18 protein-coding genes are annotated in these 23,732 nt (G+C 45.8%); 10 read left to right on the top strand and 8 right to left on the bottom strand.

Features of this window, described 5'->3' with window-relative positions; genetic code table 11:
- Nucleotides 1-14: 14 nt before the first annotated feature.
- Both ASD24_RS07675 and ASD24_RS07680 read right to left on the bottom strand, forming a co-directional pair.
- On the bottom strand, nucleotides 15-272 hold the full coding sequence (locus ASD24_RS07675) for a YqkE family protein (RefSeq protein WP_056693990.1): 258 nt from the start codon (nucleotides 270-272) through the stop codon (nucleotides 15-17).
- Nucleotides 273-790: 518 nt separating this feature from the next.
- Entirely contained in the window at nucleotides 791-1,432 is a 642-nt protein-coding gene (locus ASD24_RS07680) for a peptidylprolyl isomerase (RefSeq protein ID WP_056693993.1), read from the bottom strand.
- Nucleotides 1,433-1,692: 260 nt separating this feature from the next.
- Here ASD24_RS07680 and ASD24_RS07685 point away from each other — a divergent pair, with 260 nt between their 5' ends.
- Nucleotides 1,693-2,913, top strand: a complete 1,221-nt coding sequence (locus ASD24_RS07685) for an MFS transporter (protein WP_056693996.1) — start codon at nucleotides 1,693-1,695, stop codon at nucleotides 2,911-2,913.
- 182 nt (nucleotides 2,914-3,095) lie between these two features.
- On the opposite strand, the gene ASD24_RS07690 is transcribed toward ASD24_RS07685, so the two are convergent.
- From ASD24_RS07690 to ASD24_RS30705, 3 genes are all read right to left on the bottom strand, one after another.
- Entirely contained in the window at nucleotides 3,096-3,284 is a 189-nt protein-coding gene (locus tag ASD24_RS07690) for a hypothetical protein (RefSeq protein WP_056693998.1), read from the bottom strand.
- A gap of 54 nt (nucleotides 3,285-3,338) precedes the next feature.
- Nucleotides 3,339-3,713: a hypothetical protein gene (locus ASD24_RS07695; RefSeq protein WP_056694001.1), complete on the bottom strand. Its 375-nt coding sequence runs from the start codon at nucleotides 3,711-3,713 to the stop codon at nucleotides 3,339-3,341.
- Nucleotides 3,714-3,873: 160 nt separating this feature from the next.
- Nucleotides 3,874-4,035 carry a hypothetical protein gene (locus ASD24_RS30705; protein ID WP_186323339.1) on the bottom strand — a complete coding sequence of 54 codons (162 nt, stop codon included), beginning with the start codon at nucleotides 4,033-4,035 and terminating at the stop codon, nucleotides 3,874-3,876.
- 146 nt (nucleotides 4,036-4,181) lie between these two features.
- Here ASD24_RS30705 and ASD24_RS07700 point away from each other — a divergent pair, with 146 nt between their 5' ends.
- From ASD24_RS07700 to ASD24_RS07710, 3 genes are all read left to right on the top strand, one after another.
- Nucleotides 4,182-4,463 (top strand): hypothetical protein, encoded by a 282-nt coding sequence (locus ASD24_RS07700; RefSeq protein ID WP_056694006.1) that lies wholly within the window; start codon nucleotides 4,182-4,184, stop codon nucleotides 4,461-4,463.
- A 174-nt stretch (nucleotides 4,464-4,637) separates the two neighbouring features.
- On the top strand, nucleotides 4,638-6,539 hold the full coding sequence (locus tag ASD24_RS07705; RefSeq protein ID WP_056694008.1) for a sensor histidine kinase: 1,902 nt from the start codon (nucleotides 4,638-4,640) through the stop codon (nucleotides 6,537-6,539).
- Nucleotides 6,540-6,692: 153 nt separating this feature from the next.
- Entirely contained in the window at nucleotides 6,693-7,427 is a 735-nt protein-coding gene (locus tag ASD24_RS07710; RefSeq protein ID WP_056694009.1) for a hypothetical protein, read from the top strand.
- A gap of 133 nt (nucleotides 7,428-7,560) precedes the next feature.
- Here ASD24_RS07710 and ASD24_RS07715 read toward each other — a convergent pair whose 3' ends face one another.
- Entirely contained in the window at nucleotides 7,561-8,823 is a 1,263-nt protein-coding gene (locus tag ASD24_RS07715; protein WP_056694011.1) for an acyltransferase, read from the bottom strand.
- 133 nt (nucleotides 8,824-8,956) lie between these two features.
- Nucleotides 8,957-9,961 (bottom strand): LCP family protein, encoded by a 1,005-nt coding sequence (locus tag ASD24_RS07720; RefSeq protein WP_056694015.1) that lies wholly within the window; start codon nucleotides 9,959-9,961, stop codon nucleotides 8,957-8,959.
- A 308-nt stretch (nucleotides 9,962-10,269) separates the two neighbouring features.
- On the opposite strand from ASD24_RS07720, the gene ASD24_RS07725 reads away from it, so the two are divergent.
- From ASD24_RS07725 to ASD24_RS07750, 5 genes are all read left to right on the top strand, one after another.
- Nucleotides 10,270-10,821, top strand: coding sequence for an undecaprenyl-diphosphatase (locus ASD24_RS07725; RefSeq protein WP_056694017.1), 552 nt, complete (start codon nucleotides 10,270-10,272; stop codon nucleotides 10,819-10,821).
- 267 nt (nucleotides 10,822-11,088) lie between these two features.
- Complete coding sequence (locus tag ASD24_RS07730) at nucleotides 11,089-12,828, top strand: methyl-accepting chemotaxis protein (RefSeq protein WP_056694021.1); 1,740 nt, start codon at nucleotides 11,089-11,091, stop codon at nucleotides 12,826-12,828.
- Between the two features lie 332 nt (nucleotides 12,829-13,160).
- A complete protein-coding gene (locus ASD24_RS07740) occupies nucleotides 13,161-16,154 on the top strand; it encodes a glycoside hydrolase family 9 protein (RefSeq protein WP_056694402.1) in 2,994 nt (997 codons plus the stop codon).
- Nucleotides 16,155-16,226: 72 nt separating this feature from the next.
- Nucleotides 16,227-19,502 carry a glycoside hydrolase family 48 protein gene (locus ASD24_RS07745; protein ID WP_056694027.1) on the top strand — a complete coding sequence of 1,092 codons (3,276 nt, stop codon included), beginning with the start codon at nucleotides 16,227-16,229 and terminating at the stop codon, nucleotides 19,500-19,502.
- A 477-nt stretch (nucleotides 19,503-19,979) separates the two neighbouring features.
- Nucleotides 19,980-20,774 carry a C40 family peptidase gene (locus ASD24_RS07750; protein ID WP_056694030.1) on the top strand — a complete coding sequence of 265 codons (795 nt, stop codon included), beginning with the start codon at nucleotides 19,980-19,982 and terminating at the stop codon, nucleotides 20,772-20,774.
- Between the two features lie 265 nt (nucleotides 20,775-21,039).
- Here ASD24_RS07750 and ASD24_RS07755 read toward each other — a convergent pair whose 3' ends face one another.
- On the bottom strand, nucleotides 21,040-21,948 hold the full coding sequence (locus tag ASD24_RS07755) for an ArsR/SmtB family transcription factor (protein ID WP_082560324.1): 909 nt from the start codon (nucleotides 21,946-21,948) through the stop codon (nucleotides 21,040-21,042).
- 179 nt (nucleotides 21,949-22,127) lie between these two features.
- Between ASD24_RS07755 and arfA the strand changes: the two genes are divergently transcribed.
- Complete coding sequence (gene arfA / locus ASD24_RS07760) at nucleotides 22,128-23,633, top strand: arabinosylfuranosidase ArfA (protein ID WP_056694033.1); 1,506 nt, start codon at nucleotides 22,128-22,130, stop codon at nucleotides 23,631-23,633.
- Nucleotides 23,634-23,732: the final 99 nt, after the last annotated feature.

A 23,732-nucleotide genomic window follows, 5' to 3' on the forward strand; every position in this document is an offset into this window, starting at 1 on the left:
GACATAAAAACAACTTATTTATGCTTCTTCCAGTCGAGAGAGCTGTTGTTTAACAAATATTCAAAATCATTATCACGGCGCTTCTGCTCTGCCTTGCGTGCTTCGTCTGCCTTGACGCGCTCTTGCTCTTTCCGCTCAGCTTCTGCGGCTTTGGCTTCATCCGCATGAGCCTTTAATTTCTCGAGCACATCACTGCTTAGCAGATCCTTCAAGGTCGTTGGTTTATCCTGAGCTGCCTTGGGAGCAGGTGTGTGTTTTTTCGATTTTGCCATCATAAAATCTCCTTTCGTGCGGTGAATCAGGTTCCCTATATCAATCAGTAGTCATAGTATATCAGGTTACTAAGCCCCAATCCATGAATATGCGGAAGAAAAGCAGGAAATGAGTACTCTTGTGACGAATGAAAATGGGTATCAATTCATATGATAATACCGATACTGCGACTATCCCCCTAATGAAAGGAGTCGTTGTTCGTGGAAATGAATCGGAGTTTATTGAAAGGGCTTGCATGGGGCATTGCCTTTAGCTGCCCACTGTGGATTGCCATCATCGGTTGGTTGCGATTGTTAGGTGGGCTTCTTTGAATGAAGCAGCGCAAGAGATGAGTGCCTTTTATAATACTATTTATGCAAGCGCTACCAATAGTTAAAGCTCTGCCTTGCGATTTCGCATAGGGCAGAGCTTTTGTTTGTGTATGGCTGAACACTTCCGAAGGAAAAAACTCGTAAGCATCCACTTATTTCGGCTGAATTCCATATTCGACGCTGAGATGACGCCCTATTCGATGGAATTAAGGCATCTTCACCGGTTCTGGATACTCCAGCCCGTGGGTGTCCACCGTTACTTTTTTCATCACTTGGTTGGAAAGAGGTTTGTCATCCTCATCTCGTTCCTGAGCTGCAATCGCGTCAACAACTTCCATACCTTCTGTCACTTTACCGAACGAAGCGTAGGCGTTATCCAGATGCTCAGCATCTGCCAACATAATGAAAAATTGTGATCCCGCTGAATCCAATGCGTTGCTCCGTGCCATAGAGATCACTCCACGTGTGTGCAACAGGGTGTTTTTATGACCATTAGAATTGAATTCACCTTTGATGCTATAACCTGGGCCACCTGTACCGTTACCGTCTGGGTCGCCACCTTGGATCATGAAGCCTGGAATAACGCGGTGAAAGATCGTACCGTCATAGAATCCTTTGTTCGCGAGTGAAATAAAGTTATTCACCGTATTTGGAGCAACGTCCGGGTATAGCTCAATAACAATTTTTTGCCCGTCTTCCATCTCAATGGTAGCGACAGGATTAGGGCCTTCAGGCTCTACCGGAGCTGGCGTCGCACTATTGGAAGGGCGACCGCAACCACTGATAACAATGAGCAGTAACGCCATGATCAGCGATGCAGCTATTGATTTTTTTCGACGATTAATCATGAACAAGTTCCCCCTTGGTTCTTTTGCTATCGTAGTATTCATCCACTGATTACGATAAGATAATCCATCAACTATCATACCTGTTTTATATCCTTTATAGCAATCTATGACACCGTTTATACCTTATAGGGATGGTCTTCAATAAAGTATGAGTGTAAAATAAGGAAAATGCTTCCTCAGGCGGGGACGTACGGGTCTGTTCCGTTCGCTCCAATACACGGCAGTCCCGACGTCATTGATGGAAAGGACGTGCGGGGAATATGAACTTCTCGTGGAAGCGTAATCTGGCGATTTTGTGGATCGGTGTATTTTTTTGCAGTACAGCATACTCTATATCTATTCCGTTTCTCCCACTGTTTCTGAGTAACGATCTCGGTGTTCAGAATCACTTGGAGTTCTGGGCAGGTCTTGCATTCGGCATTACCTTTCTGGCAAGTGCGCTGGTGTCTCCGTTCTGGGGATCGCTAGCGGACAAATACGGACGTAAGCCCATGCTGATTCGGTCAGGATACAGCCTTGCGGTATTGTATTTGATTAATTATTTTGTGCAAGATCCATATTCTCTAATTGTGGTGCGTTTGTTCCAAGGGTTGCTGGCTGGCTTCGTTCCGGCGGCAATTGCTCTCGTAGGTACCAATACACCTGAAGAAAAGACAGGCTATGCCCTTGGAGTAATGTCCACGGCAGGCGCTACAGGTGGAATTATTGGACCTTTAATCGGTGGAATCGTCAGTCATTACTATGGTAATCGAAGTGCTTTCTTATTTTCAGCAATTGTTGTACTGGTCTCGGCAGTAATCGCAACATTCTGGGTAAGGGAAGAGAATTTTAATCGGAATAAACCACGCTCCCATGTGATGGATGATATTCGAGAAGCCAGAGCGAATCGTGTGTTTATTACAGTGCTTGGCATGATGGGCATATGTACTTTCTCGGTTATGATCCTAGAGCCTTTGCTGACGGTATACGTTATGGAGATGGGCATACAGCCAGATCGAGCCTCGTTAAGCTCAGGAATTATTTTCTCTGCGGTCGGTGTGGCTACAGTGATCATGGCACCTCGATGGGGCAAAATCGGTTCACGAATTGGATTCGGTAAAGTGTTAATCATCGGATTGGTTGGCGGTGCTGTGGGTAATTTGTTGCAATTCTTCACCACAGGTTACATCGGATTTGGCATACTTCGGTTTGTCTATGGACTGTTCTTCGCAGCAGTCTTCCCAGCGATCAATGCCATGATTGTACAAGTAACGGATTCGAGCTTTCGTGGCAGAGCGTTCAGCCTCAATCAATCTGCTGCTCAGATTGGCACAATGGCAGGGCCGATTATTGGCGGTATTCTCGGTGGCTGGCTACCGATCCGGTGGATCTTCATCATTAATGGTATCGCGTTGCTAGCGACCGCCATCGTTGCTAAGTGGTCTGGTCTGGAGCATAAGCTACCTGGTGCGAGCCAATCTCCAACGAAGGGCAAAACGTGATGATGTTGTAAAAAGAAGAATGAATGATGACAAGGGGGGACTGCAAGTGGGATGTAGTTCCGCCTTGTTTGTCTTTGTCACCGATTGAGAAGGTGTTCATTCATCTTCGCTACGTCAAGAAACCTCTTCCAATGAAAGAAGAGGTTTCAACTACAATTCGGCATTTTTATAAACATTAGCTATCAATTAGAAGCATCCTTCGAATCTGGTTCTTCCTTAGGAATGGCATGCTCCACTGCATCACGCTGATCTTCATCCTCAAGTGCATCTGGGAATGAGTCTTCCGTGAACAGCCCGAAGTCTGGATCAATATCTCGTTCTGTAACCAGATTATCCGCTTCTGGTTTAGGTCGAGTGTGCTCGTCCTTCATGAGTCTCAGCCTCCTTCAGTTCAGAATCTCAGTTGTGCAAATCATGGATTGCAATTAGCGCCTAGGAAGGATATCGTCCTGAGGTTTTGCATTCGCGCCAAAGCCGTTCAACAAGTCTGTGCCGTGAAGTGCATCCGGATCGGGTGCAGCAGGGTCAACAGGGCTATCTGGCTGAACAAGGTCAGCATCTGGAACAGATTCCAGCGAAGGTTCTGCTGTTCTGGATTCCAATTCTTGCTCTCCTTCAGCTGTTGCCGCTACTGGGTACACTTCAGGTTCTTCTTCCATTTCGATCCGCCTGCCCGAAACTTCATCAAATGTATCCATGTCTCCTACAGGAACCTCGGTTTCTGGCGGAATATCGCGTGACCTTTGATAACGGTCGAAGTAACGGTCGCTTTCTCCATTGCTAATTGGTTTATCTGACATGAGTAGCAACTCCCTTCAGTCCTATTTATTAAGGTGGAACGTGATCTGTGATCGTATGTGTGAAGTCATCTTACTTCGTAGTTACCCAAAGGGATGGTATTGTAATCTTACTCTCCCACCAATATTGTCCCCTCAGACTCTCCAAGTATGAATGGGTCAATTAAAATTTAGGAAATACATATTTGACCAAGAAGTACAGGAAACCGAAGAAAATTAGAACATATGCTGCATATTTAATAAATGTGGCTGCAACCATACTAGAGTCTGATTTTTGTTGAATATCTTTGTGCTCAACCTCAACCGTTTTGTGGGGCTCGTTCATTCGAATCATCTCCTCGTGGATGTTTGGTTTTACTTTGAGGAACCATTACACCAGGAAGGGCGGATTGAATCGTAAGTACCGTTTTTACAGCATTACATGATTTGGCTATGGTATGATGGAGCATGAACACATAGGAGGGATAACCCTTGGAATGGTACACACTTGGTCATATGATTACACGAATTCGCATTGGACAAAAGGCTTCTACTCCGGGATTTTCCCGTACTGTGATTCGCCGTCCAGATGGTTTGTTCTGGGTTGGCGGAATATGGGCTGGACAGGTTGTGCAGCTAAGGGATTTTTTGTTCTCAGACATTTGGACCATATATGAGGATGAGGATACGGAACAGTGGTTGGCATTTCGCGACTCGTATGAACGCAAAGAGCAAGAGATGATTGTGAACCAGTTTGAAGATCTGCGGGAATGAAGCATCGTTCTCATTCGATTTCTTAACAGTTAATTGGAAAAAAATATAAACTTAAACTAAAATGTGATTTTTCATTTAAATTTAGAAGGTGACACGTGAAACTTTGGCGAAAATAGATGGTAGAGTTAACGGGGTCAAAGAAGCGGAGAAAATAAGAACTTTGAGGTGCTGTGAATGAAAAATGTGCCCAAAGCTATCGTCGTCTTATGGATTGGTTTATTGATACTCCTGTACTGGCCGCTGGAGGTTCGTGCTGCGGTTATACAAGAGAACGACAAGCCTGTTCCGATTATGACGTGGGAAGTCAAGTGGGGGAATGCACACGATCGGGGATTTATAAGTGAAGCGAAGCATTATGATGAAGTGTGGGAACGGCAAGGGATAGATAAATTAGAGAATAATATGATGAACCCGCCCTCCGGATCACTTTGGACTCGCTTGACCATTCCTGAGATACAAGAGGATAATGATGCAATTCGGTTCGAAAATATCAAAGGTCAACATATTGTGATTTATTTGGAAGACCAGAAGGTATACGAGAACTATCATTATAATTACGATAACAATGCAGTACTATTGCCATTGACGATGGAGAACTCTAACCAGAAGCTGTATGTATGGGCAGAGAATACGGATGGTCTAATGGGGATATACGGGACGGTTGAGGTAGGGTCTTACAGTGTCCTACAGGGAGAGTTTATGCGCAACGGCTTATTGGATGTGATATTGGGAGCAACATTCCTATTCACAGCTCTTGCGATGTTAAGCTGCACCTTCTTTCTCGGGAAATTTTATACCGGATTATGGATTTCATTAATCATTGTCATAAGTTCCATTGGCACGATGATTATTACGTACTCGCCATTTCTGTACACTTTCTACCAAGTACATGGAAATTTGTATTCTGTCCTATTTGATCTATCTATGTTAACAGGCATGCCTGCTTTATGTTATTTCTTCGAACAGGTTATTGGAAGTGGGCCTTATCGGATCTTCACCAAGCTACGCAAGTTTCAACTTATGTACTCTATGGTAGCTATTCTAGCATTAATTTTATATTTTGTTTCTAGTGGTGAGTGGGATCTGTTCTATGTCCTGTTGGTTCAAAAAGGGAACGGCATTATTCTCGTCATTTTATTAACTTTATTAATGATTGGTACAGTCACTAAGGCACTTCAGCGAGATTGGGAAGGTATATTGCTCGCTGCGGGTTATGGGACATTTGCGTTGGTGAGCATTGCAGAATTGGTATTCTATTATCAACGTAATGGGATGTATCATCTGTTGTGGTGGAAGTGGGCCGTCGTTATATTCATCGTATCGCTTATTGCCATTCTCGGTAATCGATTCGCAGAGAAACATACAAAGGTCATCGAATATTCCAAGGAATTGGAGCTGTTCAATAACGAGTTGCAACGGTCGGAGAAGATGGAGATTATTAGTGAACTTGCTGCTTCGGTGGCTCACGAGGTCCGTAATCCACTACAGGTTACGAGAGGTTTTCTGCAACTCATGACTGAACAGGAGGATAGTAAAAACAAAGGGTATGTACGGATTGCGTTGGAAGAACTTGATCGAGCATCCGGGATCATAACGGACTTCCTTACATTTGCCAAACCGGAGTTTGATCATATTATCTCTCTCAACATTGCGGATGAATTCAATCATATTGAAGGCATTCTCGTGCCGATGGCTAATCTAGAGGGGGGTAAGATCACAACAGATATTCCTCCAGATTTATGGATCAGAGGTAATTCGTCTAAATTCAAACAAGCCTTTATTAATATTATTAAAAATAGCATTGAGGCTCTACAAGGAAGCGGTCAGATCGATATTTGGGCATATGCTCAAGATGGTACCGTCAAGGTACACGTGCGGGATAATGGAGAAGGAATGGACGAAGAGGCGCTAGTTCGTCTTGGAGAGCCCTATTTTTCGAATAAAATCAAAGGCACAGGACTTGGCATGATGGTGACATTCAGGATTGTAGAAGCCATGCATGGTGAGATCACCTTTACAAGTACCAAAGGTGTAGGAACAGAAGCCGTTGTAACTTTTGCTGAGTTCGTCGAGTGACGAATCGGCAGAAGGATACAGCGGTTTTTTGCTGTGGCTGATTAGTCTGTCATGTAATCATTTATCGAATGATGCAAAATCTTGGAATAAAAAAGCAAGGATTAGGTTCACACTAGAGAAAACGAACCTCGACATAGGAAAGGCGGTACAGAAATGAAACTCAGATGGAAAACATGGTTGGCTAGTGGGATCATTGCCACATTCGTAGTAGCCTCCAATGGATATGCAGTATCTGCACACTCGTTCTCCGAACCGAACAGCACGCCAAAGGAAAATTCATCCTCCACGTCCGCTCCAAATAAACTACCTTGCATTCAAGTAGGACATGGGCTGTTTATGATTGGCGAGACGGCAGATCTACTGGGGATTGGCCTTCGGGATTTGAAGGAACAGATGGAGCTTGGCAAAACGTTGTCTCAGATCGCAAAGGAAAGAAAAGGTCTTAGCGAGGAACAATTGCTGCAGAAGTTAAAGCCTTCTCTTACGAAGCGCTTAGATCAAGCAACAGCTGATGGTTGTTTAACGAAAGAACAAGCTGCAGCTGCCAAGGCAAGTATGGATGAGAAGCTGAAGAAGGTTATCAACACGCCACTGAGAGAGTTGCGACGGGAATTTGCAGGTCATGGCAGAAAACATCCTGCTATGAATCAGAAGACGATTGCGAAGTTTATTGGCATTACTCCGGCTCAGCTTGAAGAGCAGCTGAGACAGGGAAAGTCATTAGCCCAAATTGCCGAAGCTCACGGCATTAGTGAATCACAACTGATCAACAAGATGAAAGAGGAATTAACAGGTGATCTGAAGCGATTGGTTCATCGAAAGGGAGGGGCACATGCTGCTCCCCATGAGCATGCTCCAGGACATCCGGCTGTTACTGAATCAGAATGAGAATGAGCTCAAGAAACAGGTCAGGGCATCCATATCTATACGATGGATGCCCTGACCGATTTGTAAGCAAACATTTTAAAGCAAAAGTTCCTTGGAAATGAGTCAATGAAAAAACATCAACATCAATGGTAAATTAATGAACATCAGGTTCAGCTAACGCTTGTTGCTTAGTTGATAGCGATGTACTGTAACCGGCTTTATGCCTCGGTAGTGATTCATCAGTGCTGTGTACCGGTGAATTCGAACGTTTCCTCCTTTGCAGCCCAACGGTAAACCGGGAGCCAGGCAACTTCGATAGTCCCCAGCTTATCGCAAGTGAGATCGATACAGTTACCAAGAAGGAAAGTAGTGTAACAGGTAAGTGCCAGCCTGTTAATAGCAACGGTCTAGTCACATAAGCAATGCAATAGATAATTAAGGCGTGTACCAAGTATCCGCCGAACGAATAACGGCCAATCCACGTAAATAGTTGCTGGAAGCGAGTATTTTTGCTGCGAAGTAAAACAAGGAATCCATATAACATCAGCATCTGCGCCATTATAATGATGAACGTTGTTGGCTTCAGATAGGTGGAAATATTCAGATTCACAATATCCCCAGAGCCCTTAAGCACATCGTAACCTAGCCAGATATACATACCGATGAAGAGGCATATCAACCAAGGTAACGCCCGAACCATCCAATGCCTCCAATGTTCTATGCCCCAAGCACATACAGCTCCAAGTAAGAAATAGAACCAATACATTGCCCAGGAGTAGGAGCGGTACTCCAGCAATGTTGACCAAGGTGGAGAGAGAGCTGCTGTCCAGCCAGCCATGTCATAATAAGACCACTTCATCAGCATTGTATATAATGCTGCCGCAATGAGAACAAGTGCGATAACCGACTGTGTTCCCGTCAATTTGGTCATCTTCCCTAGTTTCCTCTGTACGAACTGCGCTGCTCGAAGGAATAACGGGAACAGTACGTAGAACTGGAATACCATAAGGACAAACCAGAGGTGATACCCCGTCTGAGGAAGGAACAACTCACGGATCAAGCTTCGAACATCAAACGTACCTGATTGCCAGAACTCAGGTGTGAAAATGCGTACCGCCAGCCAGTAGATTAGAGTCCACAGCACAAAAGGCACATAAATGTCCCCAAACCGTTTACGGATAAAACGAGGGTAGTCAGGCTTCTTATGACTATGATGATAAAATAACAGCACGCCGGCTAGAAATACAAATGTAGGTGTACCGAAACGAGTCAGGTGGTAAATCATCGTTAACATAATGGAATCCGGCTGTGCAATATCTGCGCGATAGATATATTCTGCTATACTGTGTTGCATAACGATGGCAAGAAACGCCATACCTCGTAGCTGTGTCCATTCTTCAATACGCGGTTTGCTCACATGTCACCGCCTCCTTGCAAATAAACATTCACCTCTAAGGGTACCGTTCTAACATTAAGAGGGCATTAAATGGCGAGAATTGGATAAAAAAAAGGTGGCGAATCGCCACCTTAACGGAATGTGTATGTGTATGCTAATTTAGATCTTTGTTTTGATCTGGATTCGCTGCGTCATCCTCTGGAGTTTCTGCATCTTGTGCGAATAAATCTTGAATATAGGCTTGGAGCCTAGCTTCGTTCACACCAAGAACCTGAGCGGAGCCTACAAGCTCATTCGTCAGTAACTTATTTGGTGGAATCTGTTGCTTGTCAATCTCATTCGCATTAATGTCGAAGCCGAGTGCTGCCAGTTTGAGCATCTGGGTTGGACTGAGATCTGTCTCGATATAAGGAGCAACGGCTTCCAGAATGTCTGGAATCTTGAAGAGCGATGTGGTGCTCTGCATCTTCTTAGCAAGCTCTGTTATGAAGATTCGCTGACGCTCCGTTCGAGTGAAGTCGGAGGTGGCGTCATGTCTGAAACGGACATATTGGAGAGCTGTTTTTCCATCCATATGCTGTAGCCCTTTTTTCAAATCGATATCATACATATGCTTGTCTGCTTTGCTGGTGTAGTACATGTCTTTCTCCACGTCGATATCTAGACCGCCGACCGCGTCTACAAGGGCTATGAAGCCAGTGAAATCAGTGTAAACGTAATGCTGAATCGGAATACCAAGCAAGTTGCTGACAGTTTCCTTCGTCAGTTGGGCACCGCCATATGAGAAGGCTGCATTCAATCTGCTTTTGCCGTGTCCGGGAATGCTCACGTACGTGTCCCGCAGTACAGAGAAGAGATGAGCCTTTTTCGTGACAGGATCGATCGAAGCGATCATAACCGAGTCGGAACGCCCCGCGTCATCTCCTCTGGAGTCTCCTCCAAGCAACAAAATGTTAACGCGCTCTTTGCCGTCCCATTTGGGAATCGTGGCAGTTGGTGTTTCATTCGTTTCTGTCTCGGATGAGGGTTCGGATGAAGAGCCGGCTGCTGTCGAGATACTATTGGCAAAATGAACGATTGAATATCCGTAGTATACAATGACGCCTGTAACAATGAGCGCCAAGGTCAGGGCTGTCCCCCATAACCATTTTTTGTGCATAATCTTCACCTTTCTTAGACATTTGTATCAGCATTTTGCATCCTTTAAAGCGAATGGCTTCAAAATGCAGGATATAGATTATCAGGATCATCCTGATCTAGGCCCTGCTGATTCGGAAGTCACTCTTGGGATTGAATCAAACTGCTCTCGTATATGTAACCCAAATCATTTTAACAAAAAGTAAGGCAAATGTCCTGTTTGATTTCGAAAGTTCGGTTGATTCGTGGTTTGTTTGACAAATAGTTAGTGTATATTTAATATGTAAAAAATAATCTAGGTTTGTGTGATGGGGGTATTAAGCTTCGAATATGAATCAATCTATTTTTAACTGGATTAATCAGTTCGCGGATCGAATTCCGCTGCTTGACTGGTTTATGATTACCTCGGCTGAGTATGCCGTATGGGTCATGATTGCTCTGCTTGTCCTGGTATGGTTTGTTGGAGATGCTCAGAAGCAGCGAATCGTGTTCTATGCGTGCGTGTCTTCTATAGTGGCACTTGTGTTAGCAAAATGGGGCATTTCACCTGTCGTAGGCCATCCTAGGCCGTTTATGGAAGGTGTTGTGAACCAGCTGGTTCCACATGTGCCTGATCCGTCTTTTCCAAGTAAGCATGCATCCTTTGTCTTTGCGCTTGCTGCAGCATCGTTTTTCATTGCACGGCGCTTCGGATATTGGATGTTATTACTCGCTGTGCTAACAGGTGTATCACGCGTCTATGTGGGGGTTCATTACCCAGGAGATATTGTAGGTGGATTCATTCTGGGAAGTTTGGTCAGCGTCATTTTGATTGTTACACGTCAATACACGAAGTCCGTTCCTGACTTTTTCATTCAGATTCATCAAAGAATTTTTCGCTAATTCATCAGTTTGAGAAATTTGCCTCACTTATAGTAAAAGCCAATATAGAAAAAGGGAAAATAAAAAGAGCCTCATTTTTATGGTGTTGCCAGGAAAATGAGGCTTTTTGTGCTGTGAATTTCCGAACATATTCTGAGCTTTTACTAAAGTGATTGTAAATTTTCATTGTTAAATGAAATTTATGAAAGATGGATGGGATATATCTACAATTTACGACGGAGTTTGTCGATATAGTATTGATATGTACGATGCTAAGGAGTGGGAACTATGAAGAACACGTGGGGAAACGTGGCGGGGAAATTTAGGTTAACGATTCGCATGAAGTTATTACTTGGTTTTGCAATCGTGGTCGCATTGCTTGCCTTTGTAAGCATCTATTCGGCAACACAGATTAAGGACATGTCGAATAAGGCTAATGCAATTGATCAGACATGGATGCCTAGTGTTACGCTGTTGGGACAAATGAATGGTGATGTATCCGATGTAGAGCGTCTTGCTTTGGCGGTTATCGTGGAAACGAGCCAAGAGGAGATTACCAAGCTCAATGAATCTTTGCAGTTTCTCTTAACCAAGATTGAGGATGAGCGTAAACAGCTCGTTGGACTGATTGCCAGCAATGAAGAAGCCATGAAGCTATACAATGAGAGCTTTAGTCCAAACTACGATGCCTATGTGGAAAAGATGCCTGCATTCATTGAGTTCGGCAAAAGTAACAATTATGGTGAGGCGAGTAGACTTCATAGTGAATCCTATCCTCTATGGTATACAGCGAATGATACGATTGCTAAATTGATTGAACTTGGCAACAATGGATCAGATGAGGCTACGAATTCATCGGTTGAATCAGCCGAAAGAGCTTTTGTCATTATTATTGCACTGAGTATCACAGCGATTGTGCTCGCATTAATTATTGCAATCTTTATCTCCATTATCATCTCCAGACCAATTCAAAAAATGAATGAAGCAGCAATGCTTATTGCAAATGGAGACCTGACAGGAGAGACAATTCTCCTTAAGAACAAGGATGAGCTGGGAACCCTTGCAGAATCCTTCAACGTTATGACAGGTAATTTGCGTAATATGATCCAATCTGTATCTATGACTTCGCAACAAGTTGCAGCTTCATCGGAAGAATTGCTGGCTAGTGCGGAGCAAAATACAAGTGCATCCAAGCAAATCTCAGAAACGGTTGAAGAGCTGGCGGTAGGTACATCCGATCAAGTAAATATCGTTAAGCGTTCATCCCAAGCGATGAGTGAGATGGCTCTAGGCTCAGAACAAATTGCAGAGCTTGCTCAAAGTGTATCGGTATCAGCGGTAGATGCAGCTAATCAGTCTTCCGAAGGAAATATGATCATCAAACAGGCTGTAGAACAAATGGGATCTGTACGTAATTCCATTGCTTCCTTATCGTCATTAGTTACGGGATTGGGAGAACGTTCTACAGAGATCGGTAATATCACAGAGGTTATCAACAACATTGCTCGTCAAACGAACCTGCTTGCATTGAATGCTGCGATTGAAGCAGCTCGTGCAGGTGAGCATGGTAAAGGTTTCGCTGTCGTTGCTGGTGAAGTGCGTAAGCTGGCAGAGGAATCCTCGATCTCTGCACAGCGAATTACGGATCTGGTGCAATTGATTCAAAATGATACAGGCCATGCGGTACAAGCTGTGAAAGTGAACAGCAGCGAAACCGAAGCTGGAATCGAGATGGTAACTGCAGCAGGCCAAGCCTTCGAACAGATCTCAGATGCCGTGAACAAGGTAGCGGGTGAAATTCAAGAAGTATCAGCAGGCTCGGAAGAGATGTCAGCGAGTACGAATGAAGTTGTGGGATATGTAGATCAGATCTCCAATATTGCTGAGGAAGCTGCCGGGGGAGCGCATAACGTATCTGCTGCAACGGAGGAACAGTTAGCTTCCATGGAAGAGATTGCATCATCAGCGAGTTCATTGTCCCAAATGGCAGAGGAACTGCAAGAACAGATCAATAAATTCAAGGTATAGTCTATACCAACATCTCGCTGCTTATTGGAAGGAGCAGTGCAATGATGTAGCGGGCTTACTGGAATGCTAGTATGTATAGAAGTCGTTGTCTGGCGGGATGTATTCCGTTAGGTGACGGCTTCTTTGGTATTGGAACATATCAAAGCTGAATATGTCACAACAATGTTATTTCAGAAGTCACCAATGCTTATATTGCAAGTTAGACAAAAGACTATAATGGAAATTAATGGTGGAATTAACAGGGAGTCACACCATAGAGAGGAGCGGGTTGGAATCGTTTTATACAAGGTAATATGTAACAGAATTGATGAAGAGGAGATGAATGATTGGACATGAAACGAAGCTGGTGGAGGCGAATCGCAATCATTGCGTTGTCGGCAGGACTACTGGCAGGGAGTTTACCGGTGGGTACAGGATGGATAGGTAAGGCGGATGCGGCCGCTGGCACTCACAATTATGCAGAAGCTCTGCAGAAAGCGATCTATTTCTATGAAACTCAACGATCAGGTAAACTACCGACGGATAACCGAGTGGAATGGCGGGGAGATTCAGGGCTACGTGACGGAGCCGATGTTGGCGTTGATCTTACAGGTGGATGGCACGACGCTGGCGATCATGTGAAATTCGGTTTGCCGATGGCTTATTCAGCTACGATGCTGGCTTGGTCTGTAGTCGAATATAGCGACGGTTACGAGAATGCGGGACAGCTGGAAGAGATTAAGGAGAATATTAAGTGGGCGACAGACTACTTTATGAAAGCGCATACGAAACCGAACGAACTATGGGGACAAGTTGGATCAGGACACGTGGATCATGCTTGGTGGGGGCCTGCAGAAGTGATGCAGATGAACCGTCCATCGTTCAAGATCGATGCTTCTTGCCCAGGTAGTGATCTTGCGGGAGAGACGGCAGCAGCGCTCGCAGCAGCTTCCATTGTATTTGCAGACGATGAACCGGAGTATTCGGCGAAGTTGCTCCGACATGCTAAGGAGCTATACAGCTTCGCAGATACGTATCGTGGTAAATACTCGGATTGTATTACGGATGCGCAGTCCTTCTATAATTCATGGTCGGGGTATTACGATGAGCTGGCTTGGGGCGGAGCATGGCTTTATTTAGCTACTAATGATAGCGCTTACTTGTCCAAAGCAATTGCTGCTACCGATCAATGGTCGTCGGGTGGTCCTTCCAATTGGCCTTACACCTGGACACAGGGTTGGGATAACAAAAACTATGGAGCACAGATTCTGCTAGCCCGCATTACTTCCAGCCTGAATATGCCAGAGGCGACAAGGTTTATTCAGTCAACGGAGCGTAATCTGGATTATTGGTCGGTCGGTACCAATGGGCACAGAGTGACGTATACGCCAGGAGGCCTTGCTTGGTTGGATCAGTGGGGCTCGCTCCGCTATGTATCGAGTGCGTCATTTATTGCATTTGTATATTCAGATTGGGTCAGTGATCCTGTGAAAAAAGCAAGATATCAGGACTTCGCAGTTTCGCAAATGAACTACATCTTAGGGGATAACCCACGCCAGGGCAGTTATGTGGTTGGTTATGGGCAGAATGCTCCGGAGCATCCACATCATCGTACAGCTCACGGTTCATGGGTCAATAGTGAAAGTACCCCATCGAGTCACCGTCATATTTTGTATGGCGCCTTGGTCGGAGGGCCGAATGCATCAGATCAATACACGGATGATATTGGGGACTATGTTAGCAACGAGGTTGCAACCGACTATAATGCGGGATTCACGGGAGCGCTCGCGAAGATGAATCTATTGTTTGGTCAAGGGCATCAGCCTCTTGCCAACTTTCCTGCCCCTGAAGTAAAGGGAGATGAATTTTTCGTCGAAGCAGCCATTAAGGCTTCCGGTTCAAACTACACGGAGATTAGAGCAATGCTGAACAATCGCTCAGCCTGGCCTGCACGGATGGGGGATCAACTCTCATTTAAATACTTCCTTGATCTAAGTGAGGTCTATGCGGCAGGACGTACAGTCTCGGATGTCAATGTCACTGCATCTTATGCGGAAGGTGCAACGATCTCGCAACCTGTAGTCGTGGATGCAAGCCAACATATTTATGCAATTACCGCCGACTTCAGTGGAACCAAAATCTATCCTGGTGGAGAGGGGCACTATCGCAAAGAAATACAGTTTCGCATTACCGGCCCTCAAGGGGCTTGGAATCCGAATAACGACCACTCATTTCAGAATCTAGGTACTGGTAATGTGGCGAAAAGTACCAATCTACCCGTCTATGATGCTGGGGTACGCGTATATGGTCAGGAGCCAGGGATCGCTCCTGTAACGGTTCCAATCGCACCTGCTAACGTGCAGGCCGCAGCAGGAAGCACGCAAGTAGCGCTCAACTGGACGGCAGTACCAGGCGCCACATCCTACTCGGTGAAGCGTTCTGAGACAGCAGGTGGAACGTACACCCCTGTAGCCACTGGAATCAACGGGCTAACACATACAGATACCGGCTTAACGAACGGAACAACCTATTACTATGTCGTTACTGCGGTGAACTCTGCAGGAGAGTCAGGGAATTCTGTTCAAGTTTCGGCAACACCTCAGGCTACTACAGTCGTACCTGGTACGTTGACGTTAACTGGAACAGCGGGTAACGCTCAAACGATCTTATCTTGGACATCATCAACAGGAGCTGCAAGTTACAAGGTACAGCGTGCGCTTGCAGGAGGAGCCTACACGGATGTAGCAACAGGTTTAACTACACTTACCTATACCGATGAAGCGACAGTGAATGGGACGACATACAGCTACCGCATTATGGCTGTTAACGCAGCGGGGCAGACGTTGTCCAATGTTGTGACGCTGACACCAAGTGCGCCGCCAGCAACGACGGGCACATTGGAAGTTCAGTATCGAACCACAGGATCTGGCGTGTCCAGTAATGCAGTGACGCCACAATTCAATGTGAAGAACACGGGAACTCAGGCGGTTGATCTGAGTACAGTGGAGCTACGTTACTATTTTACGAAGGATGGTTCAGTCGATCTGAGCTTCTGGTGTGACTATGCACAGGTGGGCGCTGCCAATATTGAAGGCCGGTTCGTAACGGTGAATCCGGCGAAGGGTACGGCAGATACCTATCTGGAGATTAGTTTTAAATCCGGTGCAGGCAGTCTAGCTCCTGGGGCGGAGACAGGTGTCATTCAGGCACGCTTCTCTAAGACAAACTGGAGCAATTTTGATCAGAGCAATGACTATTCTTATGATGCAACGAAGACGGCTTTTACTGCCTGGAGTCAAGTGACTGGATATCAGGGCAGCACACAAGTGTGGGGAATTGAACCATAATGGCCCGTGGAGGCACCGAATATTCCAAACGTAGTGGATCTTAATAATTCTACTCATTTAGGAGGTAAGTACATGCTGAAATCAGCGACGAAGAAAAGTTTGACGGCCATGCTGGCAGGTACAATGATGTTGACCGGATATACCGGATTATGGGCGGGGCCAGGTCAGGCACATGCTGCGGATTCAGCGATTGAGCTTCAGGCAGAGAGTATAAATGAACAGCGGTTTCTGCAATTGTATGATCAATTGAAAGATCCAGCTAATGGATATTTTTCACCAGAGGGGATTCCCTATCATTCGATTGAAACGTTGCTGAGCGAAGCACCTGACTACGGACATATGACAACTTCGGAGGCCTACAGCTACTGGTTATGGCTAGAGACCATGTATGGTCACTACACAGGTGATTGGTCGAAACTCGAAGCAGCTTGGGACAACATGGAGAAATACATTATTCCAGTCAATGAAGGCGATGGCAAGGAAGAGCAGCCTACGATGAGTTATTATAATCCGAATAGCCCAGCAACGTACGCTGCGGAAAAACCGTTCCCGGATCAGTACCCTTCAGCGATTAATGGACAATATGCGGCAGGCAAAGATCCACTCGATGCCGAACTTAAGGCTTCGTATGGCAATAACCAGACCTATCTGATGCACTGGCTGCTTGATGTAGATAACTGGTACGGATATGGGAATTTGCTGAATCCATCACACACGGCTGCTTATGTGAATACGTTCCAGCGTGGTGAACAAGAGTCCGTATGGGAAGCGATCCCCCATCCATCGCAAGATAATAAAACGTTCGGCAAAGCCAATGAAGGCTTCATGAGTCTGTTCACGAAAGAAAATCAGGCACCTGCAGCCCAGTGGCGCTATACCAACGCAACAGATGCTGATGCGCGTGCGGTACAAGTGCTGTACTGGGCCAAGGAAATGGGTTATACCAATACGAAGTATCTGGATAAAGCGAAGAAGATGGGGGACTATCTGCGGTATGGTATGCATGATAAGTACTTCCAGAAGATCGGTAGTGCGAAGAACGGGACACCGACTCCGGGTACAGGTAAGGATTCCAACATGTATTTGATGGCATGGTACACCTCATGGGGCGGTGGCTTAGGGCAAGGGGGAGAGTGGGCATGGCGCATTGGAGCGAGTCATACGCACCAGGCTTATCAAAATCCGGTTGCGGCCTATGCGCTGTCCGATCCAGCTGGTGGTTTGATTCCAAAATCGACGACAGCGAAGGACGACTGGAATGCATCCTTGAAGCGTCAATTGGAGTTCTACACGTGGCTGCAATCGCATGAAGGTGCGATTGGCGGAGGGGCAACTAACAGTCTGGATGGCTCCTACAAAGCTTATCCGGCAGGAGTAAGTACTTTTTACGATATGGCATATCAGGAAGCACCAGTATATCGTGACCCAGATTCCAACACATGGTTTGGATTCCAGGCTTGGTCGCTCGAACGCGTGGCAGAGATGTACTATATTCTTGCTGAGAGTGGCGATTTGAGCTCCGAGAACTTCCAAATGGCCAAAAAAGTCATTACCAAATGGATTGATTGGACGAAGGACTATGTATTTGTAGATGAACGCCCGGTAACGGATGCTCAAGGTTATTACCTGAATGCAACCGGTCAGCGTGTACTTGGTGGAACCAATGTGCAAGTAGCGACAACGCCTGCGCCAGGGGAATTCTGGATTCCAGGCGGTCAGGAATGGCAGGGTCAACCTGATCAATGGAATGGATTCAGCTCCTTTACAGAGAATCCGAATTTCCATGTCGTCACGAAAGATCCAGCACAGGATACAGGTGTATTGGGCAGTTATATTAAAGCTCTTACCTTCTTCGCAGCAGGTACTCAGGCAGAGGAAGGTGTGTTAAGTGCTGATGGGCAAGAAGCCAAGGATCTGGCTGAGAAGCTTCTGGACACAGCATGGGACTATAATGACGGCGTGGGAATTGTAACGGAAGAAGTGCGTAAGGACTATTTCCGCTTCTTTGCAAAAGAAATCTACATTCCTGCAAACTGGGCGGGAACGTTTGGTCAAGGGAACGCCATTCCAGGAACGGCTGGTATTCCTTCTGATCCAGCGAAAGGCGGAAACGGTGTATACATCGGGTACTCCGATCTTCGTCCGGCCATCAAGCAAGATCCAGCATGGGCTTACTTGGATAACTTGTACAAAACGTCGTACAATCCAACAACGAAAACATGGGAAAAAGGAGCCCCAACCTTTACGTATCACCGTTTCTGGTCACAGGTTGACATGGCTACCGCATACGGCGAATATGATCGTCTGCTTGGAGATGAAGAAACTCCAGTAGTTGAAGTGCCCGCAGCACCTGCTGGTGTAACAGCCACAGGGGCTAGTGAACAAGTCGTACTGAAATGGAACACAGCTCCAGGTGCAGCTTCATACACAGTGAAGCGTGCTGAAGTAGACGGTGGGCCATACACTTCGGTCTCAACAGGAGTCACAGGCACAACCTTTACAGACGCTGGCTTGACTAATGGCACGACCTATTATTACACCGTCACAGCGGTCAATGCCGTAGGTGAATCCACGCCATCTTCACAGGTATCTGCAACGCCGCAAGCGGGCGCAGTCGTACCAGATGTACTGACGCTTACAGGCACGGCAGGCAATGCCCAGACCGTATTAACATGGAGCGCATCCACAGGGGCGGACAGTTATAACGTACAGCGTTCTGTTAATGGAGCACCGTACACGGACGTGGCAACCCATGTAACCGAGTTGACATATACGGACAGCGCGGTAGTCAACGGCACTACGTACAGCTACCGGATTGCGGCTGTGAATGCCAGCGGACAGACATTGTCGAACGTGGTAGCATTGACGCCTACAGCGCCTCCTGCTACAACGGGCAGTATAGAGGTGCAATATCGTAATGGGAGTTCGGCAGCCTCCGGCAATGCCATTACGCCACAGTTTAACGTGAAGAACACAGGTACAACCGAAGTGGATCTCAGCAAGGTAAAGCTACGGTATTACTTCACGAAGGACAGCGCAGCAGATCTGAGCTTCTGGTGTGACTATGCTCAGATTGGTAGCAGTAATGTGGAGGCACGTTTTGTCGCGGTAGACCCAGCGACAGGAACGGCAGACACGTATCTGGAGATTGGATTCAAAGCTGGAGCAGGAAGCTTGGCAGCGGGTGCGGAGACAGGGGTCATCCAAGGTCGTTTCTCCAAGACCAACTGGAGCAATTTTGATCAGACGAATGATTATTCATTTGATGCAACGCAGACTGCCTTTGGCTCTTGGAACAAAGTAACTGCTTATCAAGATGGTGTGAAGGTATGGGGAATCGAGCCTTAATTGAGGCGAGCCCATCCATTATGAATGAGTAAGTGAAGCCGGGGAGCAATCCCCGGTTTTTACGTTTTTACGTTCATGGATACCCAGATCGATATTAAATTAAACATATTTATGTATAATTGTGGGTATTTATAGCTTTTATTGGTGTAGTAATGTTTTCCACTTATGGAATGTGATGAATCAGAAGTGGTTCTTAAGAACTATTAAGTGGATGGGCTAAAGTATACACGTACTTATGGAGATAAAGTGTGTGACACCAAATGGTTACAATAATTTAACCTTTGTATAAACCTTCGTATTGAAGCGATTTTTTCCGTGTATGGCATGTGTATCCCTGATTCTTATTGCTCAAATCGCATGAATCGAATACAGGACTTTGGTCTGATGATCGTTATGGAAAGCCCGTTTACAATGGGGCAAGCCCGGGAGAACCAAGCCGAGGTTAAAATTCTGTAACATCAGGGGGAACACGACATCATGAACTGGAAAAGTAAAATGATTACTGCAACACTAACAGCAACGATGCTGATGGGAAGTCTGACGACAGGAGCACTTACAGCACCGGTATCAGCGGCTGCGGTTCAAAATTCGAAATTAGAGGTTATCTGGGGCGTTAATATGCGTACTTCAGCATCTTCAAGTGCAAGTGTAGTTCGCATGGTACCGAAAGGTGAGCAAATCACTGTACTTGGGCAGTCTGGATCGAGCTGGTACAAAGTACAGGATGCTAACAAACGCACAGGTTACATATCTTCTTCTTCCAAATATACAAAAGCTGTGAGCGGAAGTGCGAACACGTCGACTTCTGGCAGCAACTCATCGAATACCAACCAAGCGGCAGTCGATAAGGTAATCGCTGCAGGCATGAAGTATTGGGGTACTCCGTATGAGTTCGGAGCAAGCCGTAATAGTACGGCTACCTTTGATTGCTCCAGCTTCATTCGCCAGGCTTTTATTGATGCACTTGGAATCAAGCTGCCAGCCGACTCTCGCCAGCAAGGCGATTATGTTAAAGGCAAGGGCGCTGTTCAGACCAATTGGAAAAATCTAAAACGCGGCGATCTGATGTATTTCATGTCTTATAAAGGGACTAAGTCGTCCTCGTATGCTGGCGTGAACAAGTCCACAGCAAGAATTACGCATACCGGTATTTATCTGGGTGACGGTAAAGTATTGCATACGTATTCCAACGCCGGTGGCGGTGTAACAATCAGTGATATCGCAGGTAAGCATTGGGAATATCGCTTCTTGTTCGGTGGAAGTGCGCTGTAGGAAAGCTTCTTTCACTCAGCTAGATGTATCTATGCATCCTTGTGGAATACCTAAACGAACTTTTTGATCTAAGTGTACGTCGGTACATTTGGTTAAGTGAGTGGCTAAAAAGGTCTATTCCAATGCTGGGCTGCCTCAGACATCCATCGTAATCAAAAGCTTACTTTTTGAATAACATCTTTCTACAAGTGAGACTAACAAATAACCTGTCATCTACGCTACAAAGGGTAGATGGTAGGTTATTTGTTGTGATTTATATCCTAATTCAGTCCTGATAGTATAGGCGGAACAGGATATCTTGGTTATAGTTTCCGAACCCTTCGCCATATAAGGTCATACCCCCGACATGCTGCGCATCTTCTTCAACGGATAAACGCAATGTCCACTGATTACGCTCCACCGGAATGTCCGAGAGCTTCACATCAGACAAACGCTGTCCATCGATAAATGTCCCCTCATTCGTAATCCGCAGCACTTTTAACATGCCGTATTGATTGACACTCTCGCTCCACCATTCCGGGGTGAACACACCGCGTCCGTTGCCGGAATCACCGGGACTTGTCCATTCTCCGAGCCTGATCCCATTCAGCGTAAACGTAATATCAGAAGGCCAGTTTGGATTAACAGACGGCGCTTCTGAACCGATCTCCAGAGACAGCTCAATCGCATTAATCTGTTGCCCGGACAGAATGTAATTTGGAATTTTATATTCCACAAATCCTCGCCCCATCCAGAGAATTAAAGCATGCATCCGCTCTGGATCCAAAAAGTAACGTGGGTCATCATACTGACCGATCACATGAGTAGAGGTAGCTAATCCACAGGTTGGATATACGTCAAAATGAGTGTAGTGTCCCACCGGAATCGCAACCTCATGAACTTTATTGGATGATCCGGTGTCCTGAGGCATCGAGATTCCAATCCAGTCCACCGCTAAACTGTTCATTTTGTGGGTACCGCCGTCTTTGCGGACCATCTTCGATTGAATAATGCCTACGTCCTGAAGCTTCCGAACGTGCATAGTTACAATGGCACTGCTTAGACCAAGCGAAGCAGCGATATCTTTGACGTTCATGGGGGTATCCGCGACGAGACGGATAATTTGCAGACGAACTTCACTGGCAAGCGCCTCATAGAGGGGCAGCCATTCTGTATCGGTATTTGCTTTGATCACATGTGTTCCTCCAAGCCATAAATTATAGAATTAAGTTAAACATAAATCCAAGTGAAAGAGTAACATTTTTCGAAATTCGGGTTGAAATTATTGTTATAATCGATTTTAATATAAATATAAACGTTTATCCATACATTTTGAATTAATTTTAATATTAATCTTAAGGAGTGTTAACCTCAATGGAAAAAGCGAAAATGACAGTAGACAAAGATTTTAAAATTGGTGAAGTTGATAAGCGCTTGTACGGATCTTTTATTGAACACTTGGGACGCGCTGTATATGGTGGGATTTACGAGCCGGGACATCCTTCAGCGAATGAGCAAGGTTTCCGTGCAGATGTGCTGGAGATGGTGAAAGAGCTGCAGGTGCCGATTGTACGTTATCCAGGGGGTAATTTTGTATCCGGTTACAATTGGGAAGATTCCGTTGGGCCAGTGTCTGAGCGCAAGCGTAGATTGGAATTGGCATGGAGAACGATCGAGACGAATGAATTTGGCTTCAACGAATTCGTAGACTGGACGAAGCAGGCGAATTCCGAAGTGATGATGGCGGTCAATCTGGGAACAAGAGGAGCAGATGCTGCCCGTAATATCGTAGAGTACAGCAACCATCCGGAAGGTTCGTATTATAGCGATCTTCGGATCAAGCATGGTTACAAAGAGCCGCATGCGATCAAAACGTGGTGTCTAGGTAACGAGATGGACGGCCCTTGGCAGATTGGTCACAAAACGGCTGAGGAATACGGACGTGCTGCTGTAGAGGCGGCCAAAGTGATGAAGTGGACGGATCCAACGATTGAGTTGGTGGCTTGCGGAAGTTCTAGCTTGAACATGCAAACGTTCCCGGATTGGGAAGCAACGGTGCTGGATCATACGTATGATCACGTCGAATACCTTTCCCTTCACCAATATTATGGCAATCAGGAGAAGGATACGCCGACATTCCTTGCACGCTCGCTTGAAATGGATCGTTTCATCGACACAGTGAAGGCAACTTGTGATTATATCAAAGCGAAGAAACGCAGTAAGAAGACGATGTATCTCTCCTTTGACGAGTGGAATGTATGGTATCACTCCCATGAAAATGATTCAAAAATGGATCCATGGCAGATTGCTCCGCCGCAACTGGAGGATATTTATAACCATGAGGATGCACTTCTCGTAGGTTGTATGCTCATCAGCATGCTCAAACATGCGGATCGAGTCAAAATGGCATGTTTGGCACAGCTCGTTAACGTTATCGCGCCAATTATGACAGATACAGGCGGTGGTTCATGGAGACAGACCATCTTCTATCCATTCATGCATGCTTCCGTATACGGACGTGGAACAGCGTTGGTGCCGTTGATTCAATCTCCGAAATATGACACAAAACAAATTACGGATGTTCCTTATCTGGAAGGGATTGCGGTTCATAACGAAGAGCGCGGAGAAGTGACCGTATTTGCAGTGAACCGTCATCTGGAAGAATCTTTGCCGCTTGAAGTGGACTTGCGCAGCTTCGGAAAGTGCAGCTTGATCGAGCATATCGTGCTTGAGAATGATGATCTCAAAGCGACCAATACAGCGGCACAGCCGAACCGTGTTGTTCCGCACAACCGCGGGGGAGCAGAGGTATCGGATACGTTGATTACAGCAAGTCTTGCCAAAGCGTCTTGGAACGTTATCCGATTAAAAGTTCAGTAAGAGCGTAGGCTCAATTGATGTAGAGTTCTCCAGTAAGACTAGAGACAAATTGATTGAGAGTTCTGTAGGAACACAGACTGAAACTGCAATGAAGAACAC

It is taken from the genome of Paenibacillus sp. Root52, assembly GCF_001426865.1.
Taxonomy (GTDB): domain Bacteria; phylum Bacillota; class Bacilli; order Paenibacillales; family Paenibacillaceae; genus Paenibacillus.